The organism is Sphingomonas sp. 2SG, from assembly GCF_005503285.1.
GTDB lineage: Bacteria > Pseudomonadota > Alphaproteobacteria > Sphingomonadales > Sphingomonadaceae > Sphingomonas > Sphingomonas taxi.
This window is the reverse complement of record NZ_SCMZ01000008.1, coordinates 1-20,399: the sequence shown is the minus strand read 5'-3', so window position 1 is coordinate 20,399 and position 20,399 is coordinate 1. Positions and strand designations below refer to the sequence as shown.

The window sequence follows — 20,399 nt, the reverse complement described above, 5'->3', positions numbered from 1 at the left end:
GATGCGGCCAGGCCTGTATGTCCCGATCGCGCTGGCGCTGGCGCTGGCCGCATGCGGCGATGGCGACGGCGGCAGCGACGCCGCCCCGATCGGCAGCCCCGCACCGACACCGACACCGGTGCCGGCCCCTACGCCGACACCGACCGCGACGCCGACCCCGACCCCGGCGGTGACCGCGGTCGACCAGCGCGTCGTCGCCAGTTTCGACAATCCCTGGGCGATGGTGTTCCTGCCCGACGGGCGGATGCTGGTCACCGAGAAATCGGGGCAGCTCCAGCTCGTCACCCAGACCGGCGGCAAGACGCAGGTCGCCGGGGTGCCGCGCGTCACCTTCTCGGGCCAGCTCGGCCTGCAGGACGTCGTGCTTGACCCCGGTTTCGCGAGCAATGCGCGGATCTGGATCAGTTATGCCGAGCCCGCCAGCGGCGGCCAGCAGCTCGCCGTCGCGCGTGCGACGCTCGATCTCGCCACCACGCCGCGGCTGACCGACCTGGCGGTGATCTGGCGCGCGACGCCGGCGACCACCGGCGGGCAGCTGGGTGCGCGGCTCGCCTTCGCGCCCGACGGCCGGACGTTGTTCGTCACCAGCGGCGAGCGCCAGCAGGGCACGCCGGCGCAGGATCTGTCGGGGACGCTCGGCAAGATCGTGCGGATCACGCTCGACGGCAGCGCCGCATCGGGCAACCCCTTCGCCGCGACCGCCGGCGCGCGTGCGGAAATCTGGTCGCTCGGCCATCGCAATCCATATGGCCTGGTCTTCGCCAGCGACGGCCGCCTGTTCGAATCCGAGATGGGACCGGCGGGCGGTGACGAGTTCAACCTGATCGAGGCGGGCAAGAATTACGGCTGGCCGCGGGTGTCGGAGGGCGACAATTACGACGGCACGCCGATCGCGCGCCACGCCACCAACCCCGCCTATACGCCGCCCCTGGTCAGCTGGACGCCGGTGATCGCGCCCGGCGGGATGATCCAGTATCGCGGCACCGCCTTTTCCGGCTGGACCGGCGACTTCCTGCTCGCCGGGCTGGCGCAGCAGAGCATCGTCCGCGTCCGGGTGTCAGGCAGCACCGCCAGCGAGGTCGCGCGCATCGGCCTCGGCAACCGCATCCGCGAGATCGAGGAAGGGCCGAACGGCACGCTCTGGGTATTGCGCGACGGATCCGGGGGCGCGCTGGTCCAGCTGACGCCGCGATAGGGGAGGCGAGGCGCCGTTACGTCGACGATCGCTCCGTCGCGCGCCGCGCCAGGCTGGCATAACAGCCGGACAGCGACTCCGCTTCGCCGGTCTTGATGCGGTTGCAGACCGCATCGACCGGCCGGATCGGCAGCGATCCGACGACGATGCTGGGGTTGAAGACCATGCCGCCGCGCGCCGCGGCATCGCCGTCGTCCGCCCACGCGCCCCCGAGATTGCGCCGGATCACCTCGCCGACATAGCAGGCCACGCCGATCACCAGATCGGCGACGTCCGCCGGATCGACCCTCTTCTGGTGAAGCCCTTCGAGAAATGCGTCCATCTGACCGATGCCCGCTTCGGAATAATCCAAGGCGCTGCCCGTATCATCCTGATAATATGCGACGAATTCCTCCGCCTGCTCCTGTATCCCTGCCCGATCCACGCCGTCCCCCCGGATATCCGCGATGATCCTTATTATAGCGGCGACGCGCGCCGCGCCGCGCAGCGCGCTGTGCAAGGCACTCCCGCGCGCTAGAACCGCGCCGCGGCGGAGACGAAGGCACGTCGGCCGTCCTCGTTATAGTCGATGCTGGTCAGCCTATCCTGGCGGACGTCGAACAGGTTGAGCAGCCCGGCCCGCAGCGTCAGCCGTGGAAAGCGGTAGCTGACCGACGTGTCCACCGTCGCATAGCCGTCGCGCGTGACGGTATAGCGGGGGTTGGGCGAGACGTTGAGATATTGGCGGCCGACGTAATTGGCGGTCGCGAACCAGCCGAACGCATTGCCCGCCTGCCAATTGGCGGACAGGTTGGCGGAATGTGCGGGCGTATAGGCGACCGGCAGTGCCGGATCGGACGACCGGTTGACCGCATCGAGATAGCTGTAGTTGGCGGTCACCTCGAGCCGACGGGTCACGTCGGCACGCAGGCTGGATTCGACCCCCTGCGTCCGCACCCGCGCCAGATTCTCGTAACGGAAGATCGGACGGCCATCGGGCAGGATACCGACGAAATTGGGATAGGCGCGGGCCAGCTGTGGATCGCGCGTGCGGTTGACGATGCTGATCTGGTTGCGCAGTTCGTTGCGGAAGAGGGTAACGCCGGCGGACATGCCCGTGCCGTCGAACCGCGCCGACGCCTCGTAGCTGGTGCTGGTTTCCGGCTGCAGGGCGGTCGAACCGATGATGTAGCAGCCGGCGGTCGCGCTGCCGCATGACACCGACCCCCAATTGGGCGCATTCTGGAGCAGGGTCGGGGCGCGGAAGGCGCGCGCCCAGCCGCCCTTGAGCGTCACCCGATCGACGGGATGCCAGACCAGATAGGCGCGCGGACTGTGGCGCCCGCCGAAATGCTCGTGGCGATCATAACGGTCGCCCAGCGTCAGCCGCAGACGATCGACGATCCGAATTTCGTCCTCGCCGAACAGCGCCCATTGGCCGACCCGGGTGCTCGGCCGCATGCTGCCCCCCGGAACGCCGGGCATGCCGGTCAGATGCGCGGGATCGTAGAGGGCCTGATCGCGATATTCGCCGCCCGCGGTGAAGGTCTGGCGCAGCGCGGCGACCGGCACGGTCAGTCGCCCGTCGACCTGCCCATCGCTGGCCCGATTGGGCTGAACCCTGCCGGACACGTTGCCGGCCAGGTTGCGGATGCGGTTGCCATAGGCACGCAATTGGCCGTGGCCCCAGTCGAACGTCCCCTCATAGGTCAGCGCCGCGCTCCGACGGGTCAACGGCGTGTCGCCATGGAGCAGCCGGTTGTAGCCGTAATTGAGCGAGACGCTGTTGCGCCGGTCGGGGGTCCAGACCAGCGTCCCGTCGGCGAACGTCTCCTCGACCCGGTCGAATCCGGCCAGTGTCGCGCCGGCGGCATTGCGCGTCGGAGCGTCCGCCTCGCGCACATTATGGCCGCCGTACAGTTTGATCCCGAGCGTGCCGGGGAGGAGCGGGCCGCTGACATAGCCGCCGAGCTTGTCGTAATTGCCCGACGCATGATCCTGCTGCACCGTGCTGTCCGCGGCGAGCGTGCCATGCCACGCATCGCCGACCGGCTTGGTGATGACGTTGACGACGCCCCCGATCGCATCGGTGCCGTACAGCGACGACAAGGGGCCACGCACCACCTCGACCCGTGTGATCGCTTCGACCGGCACCCAGTTGGAATCGAAATTGTTGCCGCGGAACGCCGCATTGCCGGCGTTGACGCGTTTCCCATCGATCAGGAACAAGGTGTAGTTGCTCGGCAGGCCACGGATCTGGATGGTACGCTGGTTGCCCGCGCGGTTGAGCGTGACGCCCTCGCTGCGATCGAGGATATCGGTGAGATCACGGACCGGGCGAACCGCCAGCTGCTCGGCGGTGATCACCGATACGCTCGCGGGAACGTCGATCAGGCGTTGCCGCTGCCCTGATGCGGTCACGACGATATCGGTTGCCGCGGACGCCAGCGCGTCGTCAGTCGCCGGCGCGTGGTCATCGTCGACGGACTGCGCCTGTTGCGCCCACGCCGTCACCGGCGTCGCCGACAGCAGCAACGCGGTGATCCAGATCTTCCTCATCATATCCCCCGACCGGCGCCATGATCCGCTCCCCTGCGGACCTCCAGGCTGACCGACGGACAGCGCGGTCGATCAAGAGCTAATGCGAGTCAATATATTTAAGACAAGTGCTTGGATGGGCCGGTTTTGATCGGCCACCCTCCGCGGGTTCGTTCAGGAACGATGTCATGTCGGTCGCGTAATGCTGACCACCAGCCCATTTCCGGGTGCGGAGAGATATCCATGAAAATCAGCACGATCCTGGGCGCCATCGGCATGATCGCCGCCACCCTCGGCACGGTCGGCACCGCCGACGCGCAGCGCCGCGACCACGACCGCGATCGCGGCCGCTACGAGCATCGCGACCATCGCGGTCCGCACGGCATGCGTCACGATCGCGGCCGCCGCTTCGAGCGCAACCGTCACGACCGCTGCCGCACCGTGATCCGCCACGACCGCCGCGTCCGCGTCTGCCGCTGACCGAATCGGGAGCCGGCGACCCTCGCGTCGCCGGCTCCCCCTGCAGCTAGCGCAGCACGACCTGCAGATCGACCAACCGCACGTCGTGCATCTGGCTGAGATAGGCCTCGTAATACCCTTTGTGCGACGCGCCGACGATGGCGAGCATCCGCATGCCGGGATAGCGGCCGAGCACGTCGCGGATGTTCGCGACCATACGCAGGTTGCGCGTCTCCCAATAACCGACATAGCCCCGGCCGAATTGCTGCGGCGATGGTTCGATCAATGCTGCGCCGAAATCCGCGCGATAGGCTTGCAGCGGCATCTCGAACGAATTGAGGAAACGATAATAAGCGAGCAGGCCGCCGGGCTGCGACAGGCCGCGCCGCAGCGGTGCCTCCGCCGCTACGCGGGCGCGATTGGCGGGATTGTCCCAGGCCCGTTCGATCGCCGCCTGATACGCCTTGCGCTCCGCGGGATCGGGGCTGTCGGGCGTGTCCGCGGAATGGTCGTCAACGCTCCACAGCCGTTCGAGCCCGAGCCGCGCGGCGAGTACCGCCGCGATCAGGCTGCTCTCGTTACGCAATACCCTGCGCGCATCGAGCGCGGCCACCAGCGTGGCGTCGAGGCCGTCGCCAGCATGGTGCTCCACCGCGGGCAGTCGCAGCCATTGCACCAGCGCGGAATTCGGCTCGCCCGCGGCGAGGAACACCGCCGCCAATCGGCGCCGCTGCGCGGGGGAGGGCGCGGCGGGCCAGCCGGCAAGCAGCCGCTCCGCCTCGGCATTGGCGGCGGGGACGTCGAGCCCGATCGCACGGCCGGCGGGTGCGGGATCGAAGCAATAGGCCTCGACCGTCCCGGCATAACGCGACGGGTAACGACGCAGCGCAGCGCATTGCAAGCCGGACATATCCTCGGTCGCGATCCCCGTCGGCCGCCAGTCCGTGAGGCGGTCGAGCAGCGGCGTGAGTGTCGCCGGATCGAAATCCTCGGGGAGGCCCGACAGGTGCGGCGTCCCGAGCACCAGCACTTCGTTCGGCCTGCCGACGGGTGGTCCTTTCAACGTCTCCGGGTGGAAGATGGGGTGGTAATCCTGCGCCGGCGCTGCTCCCCCAGCCAGCGACAGCGCCGCTACGACCCCACCCACAAACCTGCGTACCATGCGCATCCCCCAAAAGCGGATGCGTCATGCTACCACCGCTGTATTGGGTGAGCAATACAGCGGTATACGATCACTGCACCGCGCTGCGCAGCCCGGCGGGAAGCTGGTCGACCGGGCAGTAACGATAGGACGTCGCGGGGCCGCGCGTCGCCAGCATGAAGGTCAGCGCATCGGCGACGCTCACCGTCTGGCGCTCGATGAAGCGGGGCGCGGGCCCGGCGCCCGCGTCGATGCACGACTGGCTGACGGTATAGCGAGTCCCCTTGCGCGACAGCACCCGGGCGCGACAGGCGCGGGTGTGTGCGGTGCTGAGGCCGCGGCCGTCATATTGGCGGAGCTCGGCATTGGCCGGATCGCGGCAGCTCGCGCCCTTCATAACGTAGATACCGGGCTTGAGCCGGTAGACGCCGCCCGGCTTGGGCGAGGGATCGACGCTGGCCCAGGCGCCGGTCGCGGCGAGCAGCGCCAGCAGCGGCGCGGCGATCGTCATGCGTGTCATACATCCTCCTTGATTGCCTGACGGATAAACCCGGCAAGCCGGACCGCGGCTCCATTGCGTCATGGCTGTTTTGAATGCATATAGCGGGCAGGGAGTGCACTCATGCTAGCCGCGTTTCTCGATGATATCCGCGATCACGACATGATCGCCCCGCGCCGCATGGCGGATCGGTTGCGACTGCCGATGGCACGGCTGGCGCGGCTGGCGCACGTCAACCGCAACACGATGGCCGCCAAGCCGGAGAGCCCGGCGGTGCAGGCCAAGCTCGGCGAGATCGCGCGGATCATCGCGCGCGCGGCCGAACTGTCCGGCGACGAGGGCAAGGCGATCATCTGGTTCCGGCACCAGCCGATCGCCGGTTTCGGCAAGACCGCCGAGGAACTGGTCGAGGCGGGGGAGGCCGCGGCGGTGCTGTGGACGCTCGAGACGATGGACCAGGGCGTCTATGCGTGACGGGTCGCTGAGCTGACCGGCGCATGGCCGTTCCGCTCCATCCGCTCGCCGCGCGCTACTGGCGGATGCTCGGCGTCCGCTGGCAGGGGCAGCCGTTCGACAGCGGTGCGCATCTGACCGGCGGACGCTGGAACCCGCCCGGCATGGCCGCGCTCTATCTGTCCGCCGACTACAATACCGCGATCCGCGAGATGCATCAGGATCTGGTGCGGCCGGGGACGCTGGTCGCCTATGATCTGGTCGCGACGGCGATCGCCGACCTGCGCGACGCCGATCCGGCGATCCTCGATTGCCAATGGCGCCGCATCTTCAAGCTGGACGGCGGTATCCCGCCGAGCTGGACGCTGGCGCAGACGCTGCGCGATGCCGGCGCCGAGGGCGCGCTGGTGCCGTCGGTCCAGCACCGTGGCGGCACCAATCTGGTGCTGTGGCAATGGCACGACGCCCGCCTCGCCGGCGAAGGCGCGGCGCTGACCCTGCTCGATCCCGAGGCGGTGCTGACCGGCCGCTAGCGCGACGGCCGGCGTCGCCGCAGGACATCGTCCGCGCGATGCCGCCAATAGCCGACCGCGCCGCGCAGCTTGTGGCGCAGGCGGAAGGCGTAGAAGGCGCGGATGCCGCCATGGGTGGTGACGGGATCGGTGAGATCGCGGCGCAGGTCGGCGATGTCGCGTGCGAGCGCGCGCCGGATGCGCGGATCGCGCCAGTGCTTGGCGTAGAGCGCACCGTCGCCGAAGCCATAGCCGGCGAGCAACGCCGTCTCCTCGTCGAGCCGCCGGCGGCCGTGATGATGGTCGACGACGAAACGGTGATCGTAGTGCAGCGCGATATCCTGGCGCATCGCGCGAACGAGGAAATCGGTGTCCTCCGCCGCGACGAACGGCGCGCCGGCCCCGAAACGCGCGTCGAACGCGCCGACCCGCCGCGGCACGTCGGCGGTGAAGGCGAGGTTGGCGCCCATCACGAAGCCGCCGGGGAAGCTGCCCGCGGGCGCGGTCATCGGATGATCCTCCAGCTTCACCGTCACCGGCAGGTCGGCGGGGTCGCCGAGCAGGATGCGCCCGCCGATGATCGCCGGCCCTGCCACCTCGGCGAACGCCTGGACCAGCGCGGGGAAATAATCGGCGTGGAGGACGCAATCGTCGTCGGTCATCGCGACGATCCGCCCGCGCGCCCGGGCGAGGCCGAGGTTGCGCGCGCGGGCGAGGCCGGGCCGCGCCTCGTGCAGCCGATGGACGGGGAAAAGCGGCCGCCACGCCGCCAGTCGCCGCGGCGTATCGTCGCGCGAGCCGTTGTCGACGAGGATCACCTCGACCGCCAGCGCCGGGGCCGCCGCAACCGCCCGGTCGATCGAGGCGAGCGTCGCGGCCAGCGACGCGCTGCGGTCGCGCGTGCAGACCAGCAGGCTGACATCGGGACGCACGCCGCTCACCCCGCGTCGCGCAGCCGTTCGGCGAGGACGTGCGCCTCCGCCATCGTCGCCGCGGTCGCGACCGGCGTGGCGGCGGGCCAGGCGGCGGCATAAGCGGCGATCTTGCCGTAGTCGTTGTCGAGCACGACGTGCGGAATGCCGAGCAGATCGGCGAGGATATGGCCGTGCAGCCGGTCGGTGACGATCACCTCGCCCTGCGCGAGCAGCCGCAGGCCGCGCGCAACGCGCGCCTGCGCCTGCGCCTCGCGCGCCGCGACGCCGGTACCGGCTGGCACATCGGGATCGTCGTCCAGCCAGTCGACCACACGCGCCGGCGCCGCTGGCGCGCCGCCATGATCGCGCCGTTCGTCGTCGCTGCGCAACAGCATCAGCAGCGCGACCTCGGCCGCGCCGCGCGGCTGCGCCCCCAGCGCGATCGCGGAATCGGGCACGAGATCGACGGGGCAGGCGATCCGCGCGGTGGCGAAGGCGTGGCTGCGTGCATCACGGACGTAGAGCGTGAAATCGGGATGTTCCGCGGCGAGCGCGGCGAACCGCCCGGCCCTGGCGGGATCGCGGAAGTGGATCGACTGCGGCAATTGCACCACCGGCCGGTCGCGCACCGTCGCCAGCAGATGTTCGCGGAAATGCTGATGATGCGGCCAGATGTCGCCCAGATTGCCGCCGCCATGGAGGAACAGGGTGCCGCTCGGGCAGGCGCGGCGGAAGGCATCGGCATCAAAGTCGTGCCATGTCGACACGTAGACAGGTCCACAGCCGGCGATGCGGCGGAGCATCGCGAGCTCGCCGAGCCAGATCGCGCTGTCGCCGACATTGGCGTGATCGGGAAAATCGACCAGCGCATAAGGCGCGCCGGCGCCGACATGCGCGCGATAGCAGGCGTCGAGCACCGCCAGCGATGCAGGCGCGGTCATGCCGCGAGCACCGCACGATCGGCGCCGGCCGCACGATAGAGCGCCTCGCACCGGTCGAGCCATATATCGCGGGTGAACATCCGCTCGACCCGCGCGCGCGGCACGAGGCGGGGGATGGCGAGCGCCGTCCCGATCGCTGCGGCGAGCGCGGCGACGTCGCCGGCAGGGGCGAAAGCACCGGCCTCGCCGATCACCTCGCGCGCGGCGCCCTGGTCGAAGGCGGCGACGGGCAGGCCGCACGCCATCGCCTCCGCCGCGACGAGACCGAACGGCTCGTCCCAGCAGGGGGTGAACAGGAACACCGAGGCGCGCGCCATCTCCGCCGCGAGCGCCGCGCCGGCGAGATGGCCGCCGTAGCGTACCGTCGGCCCGAGCAGCGGCGCGACCTCGGCGGCCCAATAATCGGGGTCCTCGACCGGTCCGAACAAGGTGAGCGGCACGCCGGCACGCAGCGCCGCCTGCGCGGCGAAATGCGGCCCCTTGTTGGGGGTCATCCGCCCGCACCAGAGCGCGCTGCCGTCGCCCTGCGGCGAAAAGCGCCACGCATCGGCATCGATGCCATTGTGCAGCACCGACGCCTGCGCCGGCGCGCCCTCGGGCCACCAGGCGGCAAGCTGCGTCGCCGAGGTGACAGTGAGCCGATGCCCCGACGTCGCGCTGGCGCGGACGAACCAGTGCAACGCATCATAGGGCGGCACGTGCAGCGAGGTGACGGTCGGCGTCACCGCAGTGCGCCGCGGCTCGATCGCGAACCGGTGCAGGCTGTTGTTGTGGACGACGTCATAGCCGCCTGCCTCGATCCGGTCGCAGGCGGCGGCATAGCCGGCGTCGAGATGCGCGATCAGCGGCGCCGAGCCGCGATGCTCCGCCCAGGGGAAGACGCATTCGTAATGTTTCGCCACGACGGGATCGATCGCGAAGCGCGGATCGCTGTCGCCCGAGGCAAACAAAGTGACGTCATGGCCGCGCGCCTGCAGGCCGGCGGCGAGCTGCCAGCAATGCGCCTCCATGCCGCCCGCGAACGGCTGCGCGATACGCTGACGGACATGGGCGAGGATCGCAATCCTCATGCCGCGGCGCGCGCCTCGAGCTGGCGGATGACGCTGGCGGTATTGGCATAGGGCTGGTGGCTCTGCTGGCCGGTGAGCGCGAAATCCTCGGGGCCGGGACGGCGCAGGATGCGCACCGGCCGGCCGGCGGTGTCGTCGACCAGCCCCATCAGGCGGAAGGCGTGCAGCCAATGGCCCATGGTGCGATAGCCCCATTTCGCCTCGAACAATTCGGCGTTGCGCACGACGCTGTCGAGATGATGGACCGGCGGCATATGGTGCGGGTGATATTGGTGATAGGCGCGCCCGCCCTTGATCCACGCGATCTCCACGCCGGCCTGGTCGAGCGTCTTGCCGAAATCGGTGTCCTCGCCGCCATAGCCGACATAGCGTTCGTCGAACCCGCCGATCGCGAGGAAGGTCGCGCGCCGCATCGCGAAGTTGAGCGACCAGAAGCAGCGATAGTCGTTGCAGCGCTCGACGCCCTGCGGCGGGGGGCCGCGGCGGTCGGAATGGCGCACCGCAAGCGCCTCGAACCGGTCCATCGACAGATCGGCCTCGGTCGCCCCGCCGGGCAGATAGAGCACCTCGCCCATCAGCAGCGCATCGGTGTCGGCGAGGAAGCCGGCATAATCGGCGACCAGATCGGGCGTCGGGATGCAATCCATGTCGAGGAAGACGATCCCCTCGCCCTGCGCACTGCGCGCTGCGGCGTTGCGCGCCGCGGCGAGCGGCAGCGCGTCGGCGACGACGTGCATCTGGCGGATCGGAAAGGGGGCGGCGGGCAGCGCATAGGCCTCCGCCTGCATCACCGCGACGATCAGCTCGACCGGCATCTGGCGCTGCCGCGTCAGGCCATGGACGAGATTGACGAGATGATCGGGCCGCCCCTTGGCGAGCGTGACGACGGAGATGGAGGTCATAGCGGGTTCCGTAAGAGAGGAGGGCTGGGGTGCGTGAGGGTCGTGGGCCTTAGGAGATTGCCCCCAATATCCGTCACCCCGGACTCGTTCCGGGATCCACCGAGCCGCAGGCGTGCGCTCGCCCCTTCAGCCACGCACCGCGCCGCAGAGTGGACCACGGAACGGGTCCGGGGTGACGGAGTGGGTGGGGCGGGGGTCATGCCTGCTCGGGTGCGGTAGCAGGGCGGACCGCCTGCGGCGTCCACAACCGGTCGCTCAGCGCCTCCAGCCAGTGCGCCGCATCCTCGGCGGGTGCGTCGGCGATCATCGCGCGCTGCGCTGCCGGACGGTGGCCGGCGCGCGTCTCGGCGAGCGCCGCGTTCCAGCCGGCCGCCGACGAGGGCAAATGCGGCCGCACGCAGGCGACGCCAGCCGCGGCGAGCGCCTCGGCCTTGCGATGCTGTTCGTCGAAATAGCGCCACTCGGGCACCGCCAGCCACGGCCGCCCCGCGGCGAGGATCTGCTGGCAGGTGGTGTTGCCGGTCGAGGCGATGACGATGTCCGCCGCGGCGATATGGTCGGCGGCATCGTCGACCCAGCCGCGATGCTCGAGATTGGCGGGCTCGGTGGCATGCCAGTCGCGCTGCACCGGGCCGATCGTGATCCAGCGCGCGGCCGGCGTCGCGCGCGCACCGACGCCGAGCGGCGCGGCCGCGAACCCGCCGCCCCCGCCGCCCGCGACGACCAGGATCATTTCCTCGTCCGGCGCGACGCCGATCCGCTGCCGCGCCACCTCGCGCTCGGGGACGCGGGTGTCGACGCCGAGCCCGCCGGCGAAGCACGTCTTGGCGCGCATGCCCGCATCCCATTCGGGCTGGGCGAGCGCGGCGTGGAACGGCGCGAGCAGCCCCGCCGCGCCGTCATAGGCGGCGCGATGGCCGGGATCGCCGCGATCGCCATGCTGGAGGATCTTGACGTGCGGCACCGAGCAGATGCGGGCGAGCTGCGCGATCTCGGCGGAAACGTCGCAGATCATCAGCGCCGGGTCGGCCGCGTCGAACCAGTTCGCCAGCGTCGCCATCGCGCGGCGGATGCCCGGCCAGCCCAATGGCGCGCAATGCAGCGTGTCGGGCGTCGCCACCCAGTCCATCGCCCCCGCCTCGTCGCCGCTCGGCTCGAACAGCGAGGGCAGGCGGACGATCGCGACGTGCGGCGGGAGCGCCGGGAAGATGTCGTCGCGCGCGCAGAACAGCGTCAGCGGCCGGGTCGGCGGCAAGGCGTTGGCGATCGCCGCGCAGCGTTCGGCATGGCCGCGTCCCTGATGGTGGACGAAATAGCCGAGCGGCCTCACGCCGCCTGCGCCAGCGGCGTGGTGGCGGACGCGACGAGGCCGAGCCGGTCGAGCCCCTCGACGATCCCCGCCGCATGATGCGCGCTCGCCCGGTACAGACCGGCGCGCACGGGCAGATCGGCGAGTTCGTCGCCGGCATTGCCGACGACGATCGCCTGGCCGCAGGCGGCGAGCATGTCGGCGTCGTTGCCGCTGTCGCCCGCCGCGATACACTGGCCGAGCGACCAGCCGTGGCGCGCGGCATAGAAAGCGATCGCCGCGGCCTTGCCGCCCGCCGGCGCAAGCACGTCGATCAGCTCGCCGTGCGAGAAGATCACCCGCGCGCCCAGCCCCGCCGCAGCGAGCGTGGCGCGGATCGCCGCGGCATCCGCCGCGGTGCCGAAGAAGCTCAGTTTGTGCGGCCCTTCGGTCGCGACCGGCTGCGGCGTCACGCCGAGCGGCGCCAACGCGCGCACCACCACGGCGCGATCCCAGCCGGCGTCGAGCGCGCGCGCGTAATCGGCGCAGCCACGCCAGCCGCCGGCACCGTCGGACAGCAGCAGCCGCGTCCCGACATCGACGATATAGGCATCGGGCTCGGGCAGCTGCCAGCGCGCCAGGATCGCCTGCGCCGCCTCGATCCCGCGCCCGGTGGCGACGACGAAGCCGAGCGGCGATGCGCCGCGCCATGCGGCGAAGGCCGCGGCGCCGTCACTGTCACCGGTCAGCGTATGGTCGATATCGCAGGCGAGCAGCCGCGGCGCGGCGATGTCGCGATAGATCGCGACCGAGGCGGCGGCATAGTCCGTCCAGCAATAGGCGCCGACCCGCGTGCGGCCGGCGTGCGCGAGCGCGGCGTGGCGGACGGGATCGCCGATGATCGCGCGGCAGGCACGGGCGATGCCGGCGTCGTCGCGCGGATCGATCAGCACGCCATGGTGCAGCCGCGCGACGATCTCGGCGGGGCCGCCGTTGCGCGTCGCCACCACCGGCACGCCCGCCGCGGCCGCCTCGATCAGCGTCAGCCCGAACGGCTCGTGCAGCGCCGGATTGACGAACACCCCGCCGCGCGCGGCGCGGTCGTAGAGCGCGGCGACATCGGCCGCGTCATGCCGCGGCGGCAGCGCGATCCGCCCGGCAAGCGCCGGGTCCGCCGCGAGGCGATGCAGTTCGGCGAGCACCGCGGCTTCCTCGCCGACGGCATGATCGTGACGCCCGGCGAGGATGACCAGATTGGCCTGCGCCCGCAGCGCCGCATCGCCGGCATAGGCGCAGACCAGCGCGGCGAGGTTCTTCTTGGCGACCGGCCGCGCCACCGCGAACAGGATCGGCAGCTCGGGCCGGTCGAGCCAGTCGCCGAGCCGGTCGGCGAGCGTGTCGGCATCGTTGGCGCCGGCCGCGTCGCGCTGCGGCACGCCGGGCGACAGGCAGTGGATACGCCCCGTCACCGCCACGTCATAGCCGCCGATCTGCCGCTCCGCCTCGTCACGGGTCGACACCAGGATCGCCGCGGCGCCGGCGATCGCGGCACGCTCGGCGTCGATCCGCGCGTCGAGCCCCTCGCCCTCCAGGCCGGCCGCGCGCTTGTCGATGCCGAGCGCGTGCGGCGTATAGGCGAAGGGGATGCCGAACCGCGCGTGCGCGGCGCGCGCAACCGCCGCGGCATCGGCGAAATGCGCATGGATCACGTCGGGCAGCCGCGGCAGCGCCGCCAGATGCGCGCAAAATGCCGCGGTGAACGCGGGCAGCTCGGCGTCGAGCGCCTCCTTCTCCAGATAGGCCTCCGACCCGGTGGCGATCCGGTCGATCGTCACCTTGGCGTCGAGCGTCTCGCGCGCGCGCGCATGGCAGGGGTCAAGCCGCGCATCGGCGAACCGGCGGGTGACGATCGAAACCTGGTCGACATCGTCACGCCGCGCCTGTGCCCGCGCCGCCTCGAGCACGTAAGCGATATGCCCACCGGTATCCGCGGTGATCCCATAAGCGACGGGCGGCGACTTCAGACAACCGCCGAGGGCCAGATGCAGGATGAACAAACGACCCCCAAGTTATTGTCTGAACGCAACGTTTACCGATGCAAATTGGTTTCGTTGGGGGCAGCAGTCGGCTGCGTCGGCAAGCGACGGTTGGGATTCAGATAGAACGGGGTGGGGATCATGGATGGTGCGCAGTCGGCGCAACGCCGGTCGACGTTCAGGTCATGCCCGCCGGCCCCCTCCTTTCCGACGCGATCCGCCTGTTGCCGCGCCGGTGCACGATGCGGATGGTCTATTCGATAAGAGTTTTGCCGGCCAACCTGCTGGTTGATGCCACGCCGCGACCCGGGCAGGTCGAGATCTACTTCCTATGAAAGCAAACGCAGAATTTCAGGCCGAGTCGACAATCAGGCAAATCTTTTCTTGGCCGGGGGGGGGGGACTTTGCTTAGACCCCGAACGTCGACCGGCCTTAAAATCAAACGACCAAAACCAAGCGTTCACGCCGGTAAGCGCGAGACGCTTGGCCGGGATCAGATGTTATTTCAGGCGGCCGGTGAGGACCGTTCCGAAAAAGCTGCCGTCAGTCTGCTTGAGGCTGACCAGCAGAGCGATCTCCTTACCGCCCTTGCCATACAGACGACCCTGGAACTGACCCGTGGTGGCGCCGTCCTTGCTGCGCAAGGTGCCGGTGACTTTTGCATTTGCATCAATCTTTCCGGTCAACTCATAATCCGTTGTCGTGTCCGAGCTGTTGACCATCGGGATGGTACCCGAAACTGTGCCGGCGCTGGTATTGATCGTCAAAGCCTGCGCATTAGCCTTGCCCTTGTCGTTCGACTCCTCCTGGATCAACGCGAGATAGGTCAGGGTACCCGCGCTCGTGATCTCCTTCGGATCGGTTGGTGAGCCGACCACCAGAATGCGGGCGATGTTGGAGCCCTTGAACAACGCGAACGTAAAATATTCATACGCCTTAAGCAGATCGGGAAGGCCTATGCTGACGGTGCCGCCCGCAGCGGAGTAGGTCGCCCGCTGTCCCGACTTCAGCGTGAAATCGCCGGCAGAATACGCACCGCTACCAGGCAGATCTGTGCTGTCCGCGAGCGTGATCTTTCCGCCCTGTGTCGCGTAGCTGGTGACCGCCGTCTCGGAAGACGAAAACTCTATGCTGAGCGCTTTTTCATTCGCCAGCTTGACGCTGATCCGGTCATAACCGGTAAATTTGCGATCCTGCGTGAAGTCGGTGGCCCGTTCATACGTGTAGGTTCGCGTTGCCGCGGGTGTCGGAGACGGAGACGCCGTTGGCGACGGCGACGGCGATGGTGAAGGCGATGGTGAAGGCGTTGATCCGTTAGTGACCGGCACCGACGACGTTGCGCCGTTTTTACCGTCCGAGCCACATCCACTTACGGCTAGCACCAATACCATCGCTGTCATCACCCGCCGCGCCATTATTTCCACTCCATAGACATCAGGCGAACACATCGTTCACCACTTCTTGATTATAGAATGGCAAGGCTATGAGGGCTGCACCTTCGAAAAATTATCTCATCAGCAAACCAGCAGTTGTTTTTCTTATTATTGAAACATATTTTTCATTCGATAAAAATCATACTTGCATTGGCGCTCGCATCTATCATTACCGATGATGGTGATAACACCGCTATATCAATCACATTTGTGCCTCGGCACAACTTTGATTCGGAACACCATCCGCTTTCACGGCGACATCAAACGCACTGTGAATCTTGCCGGATTTGTCGTGTGTAGGCAGGCTTCCTGCCTACAACGTCATCGACTTAAGTCGCAAAGCGGTAACGATTAAGCTTGGCGGCGACTCGGCGATGATTCATAGAATCGCGATGCCGATCCGCGCCGAAAACCGCTGGCTCTACCCGATCGACTGGCCGCAGGTGTCCAGCGCCATCCGCTTCGTGCGCGCCGGCGCGCGCTGCGAGCGCTGCCGCCGGCCGCATCGCCGCCATGTCGCGCATCTCGGCGACGGCCGCTGGTGGGACGGCGCCGCGACCGGCTGGCGCGACGGCGACGGCCGCCGCATCGCGATGCGGCGCGGTGCGGTGCCGCTCGCCGGCGTGCGCACCACTTATGTCGTGCTCGCCTGCGCGCATCTCGACCACGATCCCGGCAACAATGCCGCCGCCAACCTCGCCGCTCTGTGCCAGCGCTGCCACATGCTCCACGATGCCGCCGAACATCGCTGGCAACGCTGGTGGAACGCCTTCCGCCGGCGCGCCATCCGCGACCTGTTCGAGGATCCGCCGCTCACCCGTCGGCGGCTGATGCATCCATCGACCCGTCGCGGTGTCGACACGTCGAGGCGTCGACGCACATAATCCGAGTATACGATTCCTTGTTGCGGGTGATTATCATTATTGATAGTCGCCCGTGATCGTGCGTGACATTGCAGATCTCGATCGCCGGTTGCGTCGTTTCGTCGGCCGGCTGGCGCCGCGCGAGGAATCCGGCGACATCGTTCAGGAAGCCTGGCTGCGCGCGCTCCCCGGCCTGCGCCAGGGCCATGTCCTCGACCCCGCCGCCTATCTGTTCCGCGTCGTGCGTAGCGTCGTCATCGACCGCGGCGCCAGGTACCGCCGCGCCGCGCAGGTGCTGGTCGACGCCGGCGATCGCGTCGAGGATGTCGCCGACCGCGCCGCCTCGCCCGAGACGCAGGCGCTGGCCCGCGACCGGCTCGCCCGCATCCGCCGCCTCGCCGACACGCTGCCGCCGCGGGCCCGCGAGGCGTTCCTGATGCGCCGCTTCGAGGATCTCGACCAGGCGACGATCGCCGAACGGATGAACATCAGCCGCGGCATGGTCGAGAAGCATCTGCGCCTCGCGCTCGCCCAGATCGCCCGCACGCTCGACGAACCCGACCCGTGAGCGTCAGGCCGAGGTCGGGTTTCGCCGCGCCCGGCCGTCTGGTCTTGCAGGGAGCAGGATCGAAAGGACCGGGATCATGACGCGCCAGCCGCCACGCGACGTACCGCCGGCAGAGGAAGCGGCGCATTGGGTCGTCCGCCTCGACGCGGGGCCGCTGTCGCGCCGCGAGACGCGCGCCTTTGCCGCATGGCTGGCGGCGGACCCGACGCATGCCGCTGCCTACGACCGGCTCGCGGCGATCCTGCTGCCGCCGACGCCCGTGCGCGTGCCGCCGCGCCGGCCGCGTCGCCGCGCCGGCAGCGCGATATGGACGCGACCGCGGCTTGCACTCGCGGCGAGCGCCGCGGCCGCGACGCTCGCCGTGCTGATCCCGGCCGGCGACGCGCTGCGGCTGCGGTGGCAGGCGGATGCTATCACCGGCATCGGCGAGCGCCGGCTGATCCGCCTGCCCGATGGCTCGCAGGCGTGGCTCGCACCGCAGAGCGCGCTGGCGTGGCACATGCACGCCAACCGCCGCGACCTGCGCCTGTTGCGCGGCACTGCCGCCTTCGCGGTCCGCCGCGATCCCGCCCGGCCGTTCGCAGTCGCCAGCGGCGACGGCCAGGCGATCGCCCGCGGCACCGCCTTCATCGTACGGCGCGACGCCGGCGCGACCGAGGTCGATGTCCTCCAGCATCGCGTCGAGGTGCGCACCGGTCGCGGCGGGACGTCGCTGCGCGAGGGCTGGCAGGTGCGCTATACCGCCGACGGCCTGTTGGCACCCGACCGCCGCTTCGATCGCGATGCCGCCGTCGCGCTGCTCCGCGGCCGGCTGATCGCCGACGACCAGCCGCTCGGCGACGTGATCGCGGCGTTGCAGCCTTATCGCCATGGCCGCATCCTCCTGTCGCCACGCGCGGCGCAACGCCGCGTCGATGGCGTCTACGACCTCGATCGTCCCGAAGCGGCGCTGGCGCTGATCGCATCGTCGCTCGGCCTGCGCCGTCTCGATCTCGGCGGGGTGACGATCCTCTACGCCGGCTGATTATTTTGGATGCCGGGTCGGGTATCCCGCCGATCGTTCGTCTTCCGTAACGGTAATGACAATCATTAGCGTTTGGGGGCTTCATGATACGGTTCGGCAGGGTGATCCGCGGCGCGATGGTGCCGGCGATGCTGGCGGCATCGGCGACGATGGCGGTCGGCGTGGCGCGCGCGCAGCAGGCGGCGGAACAGCCGCGCAGCTTCAACGTCGCGGCGGGACCGCTGGCACAGGCGATGCGGCGGTTCGCCGAACAGGCCGATCTGCAATTGTCCTATCCGGCCGAACTCGCCCGCGACAAGCAGACCGCCGGGGTCAGCGGCACGCTGTCGCGTGAGGCGGCACTGGCCCGGCTGCTCGCCGGCACCGGTCTGCACGGGCGGCTGGAAGGGCGATCGCTGACCCTGCTGCCCGATACCGCGGCACAGGCGGACGGCGACGGCGAGCATGTCGCGCTCGCCACGCTCCACGTCGCCGGCGCAGGCGACGATGCGGCCGGCCGCGGCGCCGGCGGCACCCGCCGCGACGAGGCCGACCGGCCGTTCCGCACCGCCGGCTCATCGGCCTATGTCACGCGCGCCGCGATCGACCGGATCCCGCCGACCGCGATCGGCGACATCCTCAAGACCGCACCCGGGGTCATCTCGAGCGGCGCCAACATCGGCAACACGCTCGACGTCAACATCCGCGGGCTGCAAGGCGCCAGCCGCGTCGCGATGCTGGTCGACGGGGCGCAATCGGCCAGTTCCGACTATCGCGGCTACACCGGCAGCAACAACCGCCTGTCGATCGACCCGGAATTGATCGGCGGCATCGAGATCGACAAGGGACCGACCGGCGGGCCGGCCGGGGCAGGCTATACCGGAGGCGTGGTCAACATCTCGACCCTGCGGGTCGGCGACCTGGTGCCCGAAGGCGAACATTACGCGCTGCGCCTGCGCGGCAGCATCGGCAGCAACACCGTATCTCCGCCCGAGATCGGCGCATCGGGCGGCCGGTTCGGCGACAAGGACGAGGATTTCCATCCGCGGTTCCGCGACGGCGACTGGCCGGCGCTCCGCAACCGTTTCGGCAGCGTCGCACTGGGCGCGCGTTTCGCCCGCGTCGATCTCGTCGCCGCGGTGTCGCGACGCGATCAGGGCAATTACTTTGCCGGCCGCCAGGGCGGCGAGCCGGTCGGCGAATATGACCGCGGCGAGGAGGTGCTCAACACCAGCCAGCACACCACCTCCGGCCTGCTCAAGGCGACGTGGCACGTCGCGCCGGAGCACAGCCTCGAACTCGGCTATATCCGTTACGACAGCCGCTACGGTGAGTCCTGGGAGAGCGAATTGTTCTGGGCGCAGGGCAAGAACCAGAAGCCCGAACAATTCGCCAGGACCGATACCTATACCGCGAAATACGGGTTCAAGCCGGCGGGGCAGTCGCTGATCGATCTGACCGTGCAGGGCGCGGTGGTCGACAAGGTCGAGAGCAGCATCGCGTCCGACGCGCCGTTCCACACCCGCAACACCGGCGCGTCGCTGGTCAATCGATCGGTGGTGGAATTGCCCGGCGACGCGGTGCTGACCAGCAGCAACGGCGTTTCGCTCGCGCTGGAGAAGGCGCGCGACGACATGCAGGAACCGGCCATGCTGCTCAACGCCAACGGCGAGCGGCAGATCACCAGCCTGTTCACCGACAACCGCATCGACGTCGCCGACTGGCTGACGCTCAACGGCAGCGCCCGCTACGTATATTATCGTCTGCGCCGTGATCTCGCCGACGACGATCCGCGCAGCACCAAGGAGTTGCGGGCGGTGTCCAAGATCGGCAGCGGCAGCGGCACGACGGTCTCCGGCGGCATCACACTGTCGCCGTTCCGGGGCATCGGCGTCTACGCCTCTTATGCCGAGGGCTATCGCCCGGTCAGCCTGCGCGAATGGACGATGGCGATGGCCTGGACCTATCTGGTGCCCAACCCCAATCTGCGCCCCGAGCGCGCCCACAACATCGAATTCGGCGTCAACGTGTTGCGCGACGGTCTGCTCTTCGCTGGCGATCGGCTCCGGCTGAAGGTGTCGCGGTTCGACAACCACAATCAGGACTATGTCATCCGCCGCCAGTGCAACCAGAAGCGATATTGCACCGAGGGCGGCTACAAATGGTGGCGCACGCCGTACAACATCGATCACGCCGACTTCCGCGGCTATGAGGTGAGCGGCAGCTACGACATCGGCCGCCTGTTCGCCGAGGGCGCCTATACGCGCTACGATCACGTCGAATATTGCATGACGCAGGATCAGTGTGACGAGACGCCGTTCGTCTCCGATTACCAGCGCGTCTATGTCCCGCCGCGCTATTCGGGCAGCGGCACGCTCGGCCTGCGCCTGTTCGATCGCGCGCTGACCCTCGGCGCCCGGGTGAACGTCTTCGGTGCCCGCGTCACCACCGAGGCGGCGCAGACCTTCAACAACGAGACGATCTGGGGCGGCTTCGTCCAGTTCCAGCCCTGGGCGGCGACCCGGCTCGACCTCAGCGCCGAGAATATCGGCGACCGCTTCTATTATGACGTCATGTCGACCACCTGGGTGCCCGCCTCCGGCCG

The 20,399-nt window shown here is 69.2% G+C and carries 19 protein-coding genes; 8 read left to right on the top strand and 11 right to left on the bottom strand.

Features of this window, described 5'->3' with window-relative positions; genetic code table 11:
- The first annotated feature begins 1 nt into the window (after nt 1).
- The gene (locus tag FFS23_RS05205) at nt 2-1,195 is read left to right on the top strand and encodes a PQQ-dependent sugar dehydrogenase (RefSeq protein WP_137897736.1); all 1,194 of its coding nucleotides are present in this window, start codon (nt 2-4) and stop codon (nt 1,193-1,195) included.
- Nucleotides 1,196-1,211: 16 nt separating this feature from the next.
- Here the strand turns inward: FFS23_RS05205 and FFS23_RS05200 are convergent, their stop codons facing one another.
- Together FFS23_RS05200 and FFS23_RS05195 are read right to left on the bottom strand one after the other, a co-directional pair.
- Nucleotides 1,212-1,694 (bottom strand): hypothetical protein, encoded by a 483-nt coding sequence (locus FFS23_RS05200; protein ID WP_137897735.1) that lies wholly within the window; start codon nt 1,692-1,694, stop codon nt 1,212-1,214.
- A 14-nt stretch (nt 1,695-1,708) separates the two neighbouring features.
- Nucleotides 1,709-3,733, bottom strand: coding sequence for a TonB-dependent receptor domain-containing protein (locus tag FFS23_RS05195; RefSeq protein WP_171009364.1), 2,025 nt, complete (start codon nt 3,731-3,733; stop codon nt 1,709-1,711).
- Between the two features lie 222 nt (nt 3,734-3,955).
- On the opposite strand from FFS23_RS05195, the gene FFS23_RS05190 reads away from it, so the two are divergent.
- Nucleotides 3,956-4,192 carry a hypothetical protein gene (locus FFS23_RS05190; protein WP_041394156.1) on the top strand — a complete coding sequence of 79 codons (237 nt, stop codon included), beginning with the start codon at nt 3,956-3,958 and terminating at the stop codon, nt 4,190-4,192.
- 46 nt (nt 4,193-4,238) lie between these two features.
- On the opposite strand, the gene FFS23_RS05185 is transcribed toward FFS23_RS05190, so the two are convergent.
- A complete protein-coding gene (locus tag FFS23_RS05185) occupies nt 4,239-5,318 on the bottom strand; it encodes a DUF5694 domain-containing protein (protein ID WP_249340530.1) in 1,080 nt (359 codons plus the stop codon).
- An 85-nt stretch (nt 5,319-5,403) separates the two neighbouring features.
- The gene (locus FFS23_RS05180) at nt 5,404-5,832 is read right to left on the bottom strand and encodes a hypothetical protein (protein WP_137897732.1); all 429 of its coding nucleotides are present in this window, start codon (nt 5,830-5,832) and stop codon (nt 5,404-5,406) included.
- A 102-nt stretch (nt 5,833-5,934) separates the two neighbouring features.
- Between FFS23_RS05180 and FFS23_RS05175 the strand changes: the two genes are divergently transcribed.
- Nucleotides 5,935-6,285, top strand: coding sequence for a hypothetical protein (locus tag FFS23_RS05175; RefSeq protein ID WP_041394159.1), 351 nt, complete (start codon nt 5,935-5,937; stop codon nt 6,283-6,285).
- A gap of 23 nt (nt 6,286-6,308) precedes the next feature.
- Nucleotides 6,309-6,797 (top strand): RES family NAD+ phosphorylase, encoded by a 489-nt coding sequence (locus FFS23_RS05170; protein WP_137897731.1) that lies wholly within the window; start codon nt 6,309-6,311, stop codon nt 6,795-6,797.
- Here FFS23_RS05170 and FFS23_RS05165 read toward each other — a convergent pair.
- The 7 genes from FFS23_RS05165 to FFS23_RS05135 all read right to left on the bottom strand — a co-directional run bounded on the left by FFS23_RS05165 (nt 6,794) and on the right by FFS23_RS05135 (nt 15,342).
- A complete protein-coding gene (locus FFS23_RS05165; protein WP_137897730.1) occupies nt 6,794-7,708 on the bottom strand; it encodes a glycosyltransferase family 2 protein in 915 nt (304 codons plus the stop codon). The two genes, FFS23_RS05170 and FFS23_RS05165, sit on opposite strands and share 4 nt — an antisense overlap.
- A 5-nt stretch (nt 7,709-7,713) precedes the next feature.
- Nucleotides 7,714-8,631 (bottom strand): polysaccharide pyruvyl transferase family protein, encoded by a 918-nt coding sequence (locus FFS23_RS05160; RefSeq protein WP_137897729.1) that lies wholly within the window; start codon nt 8,629-8,631, stop codon nt 7,714-7,716.
- Nucleotides 8,628-9,701, bottom strand: a complete 1,074-nt coding sequence (locus FFS23_RS05155; RefSeq protein WP_137897728.1) for a glycosyltransferase — start codon at nt 9,699-9,701, stop codon at nt 8,628-8,630. Before FFS23_RS05155 ends, FFS23_RS05160 begins: the two co-directional genes overlap by 4 nt.
- The gene (locus tag FFS23_RS05150; protein ID WP_137897727.1) at nt 9,698-10,603 is read right to left on the bottom strand and encodes a galactosyltransferase-related protein; all 906 of its coding nucleotides are present in this window, start codon (nt 10,601-10,603) and stop codon (nt 9,698-9,700) included. Before FFS23_RS05150 ends, FFS23_RS05155 begins: the two co-directional genes overlap by 4 nt.
- Nucleotides 10,604-10,799: 196 nt before the next feature.
- Complete coding sequence (locus FFS23_RS05145) at nt 10,800-11,933, bottom strand: glycosyltransferase (RefSeq protein ID WP_137897726.1); 1,134 nt, start codon at nt 11,931-11,933, stop codon at nt 10,800-10,802.
- A complete protein-coding gene (locus tag FFS23_RS05140) occupies nt 11,930-13,948 on the bottom strand; it encodes an HAD family hydrolase (protein ID WP_137897725.1) in 2,019 nt (672 codons plus the stop codon). The genes FFS23_RS05145 and FFS23_RS05140 overlap by 4 nt, the downstream gene beginning before the upstream one ends.
- A 479-nt stretch (nt 13,949-14,427) precedes the next feature.
- Nucleotides 14,428-15,342 (bottom strand): transferrin-binding protein-like solute binding protein, encoded by a 915-nt coding sequence (locus FFS23_RS05135; RefSeq protein ID WP_137897724.1) that lies wholly within the window; start codon nt 15,340-15,342, stop codon nt 14,428-14,430.
- Nucleotides 15,343-15,734: 392 nt separating this feature from the next.
- Here FFS23_RS05135 and FFS23_RS05130 point away from each other — a divergent pair, with 392 nt between their 5' ends.
- The 4 genes from FFS23_RS05130 to FFS23_RS05115 all read left to right on the top strand — a co-directional run.
- Nucleotides 15,735-16,244, top strand: a complete 510-nt coding sequence (locus FFS23_RS05130; RefSeq protein ID WP_249340529.1) for a hypothetical protein — start codon at nt 15,735-15,737, stop codon at nt 16,242-16,244.
- A 58-nt stretch (nt 16,245-16,302) separates the two neighbouring features.
- Nucleotides 16,303-16,791 (top strand): RNA polymerase sigma factor, encoded by a 489-nt coding sequence (locus FFS23_RS05125; protein WP_171009363.1) that lies wholly within the window; start codon nt 16,303-16,305, stop codon nt 16,789-16,791.
- A gap of 76 nt (nt 16,792-16,867) precedes the next feature.
- Nucleotides 16,868-17,815, top strand: a complete 948-nt coding sequence (locus FFS23_RS05120) for a FecR family protein (protein WP_137897722.1) — start codon at nt 16,868-16,870, stop codon at nt 17,813-17,815.
- Nucleotides 17,816-17,898: 83 nt separating this feature from the next.
- A partial coding sequence (locus FFS23_RS05115; RefSeq protein ID WP_137897721.1) for a TonB-dependent receptor occupies nt 17,899-20,399 on the top strand: 2,501 nt, incomplete at its 3' end.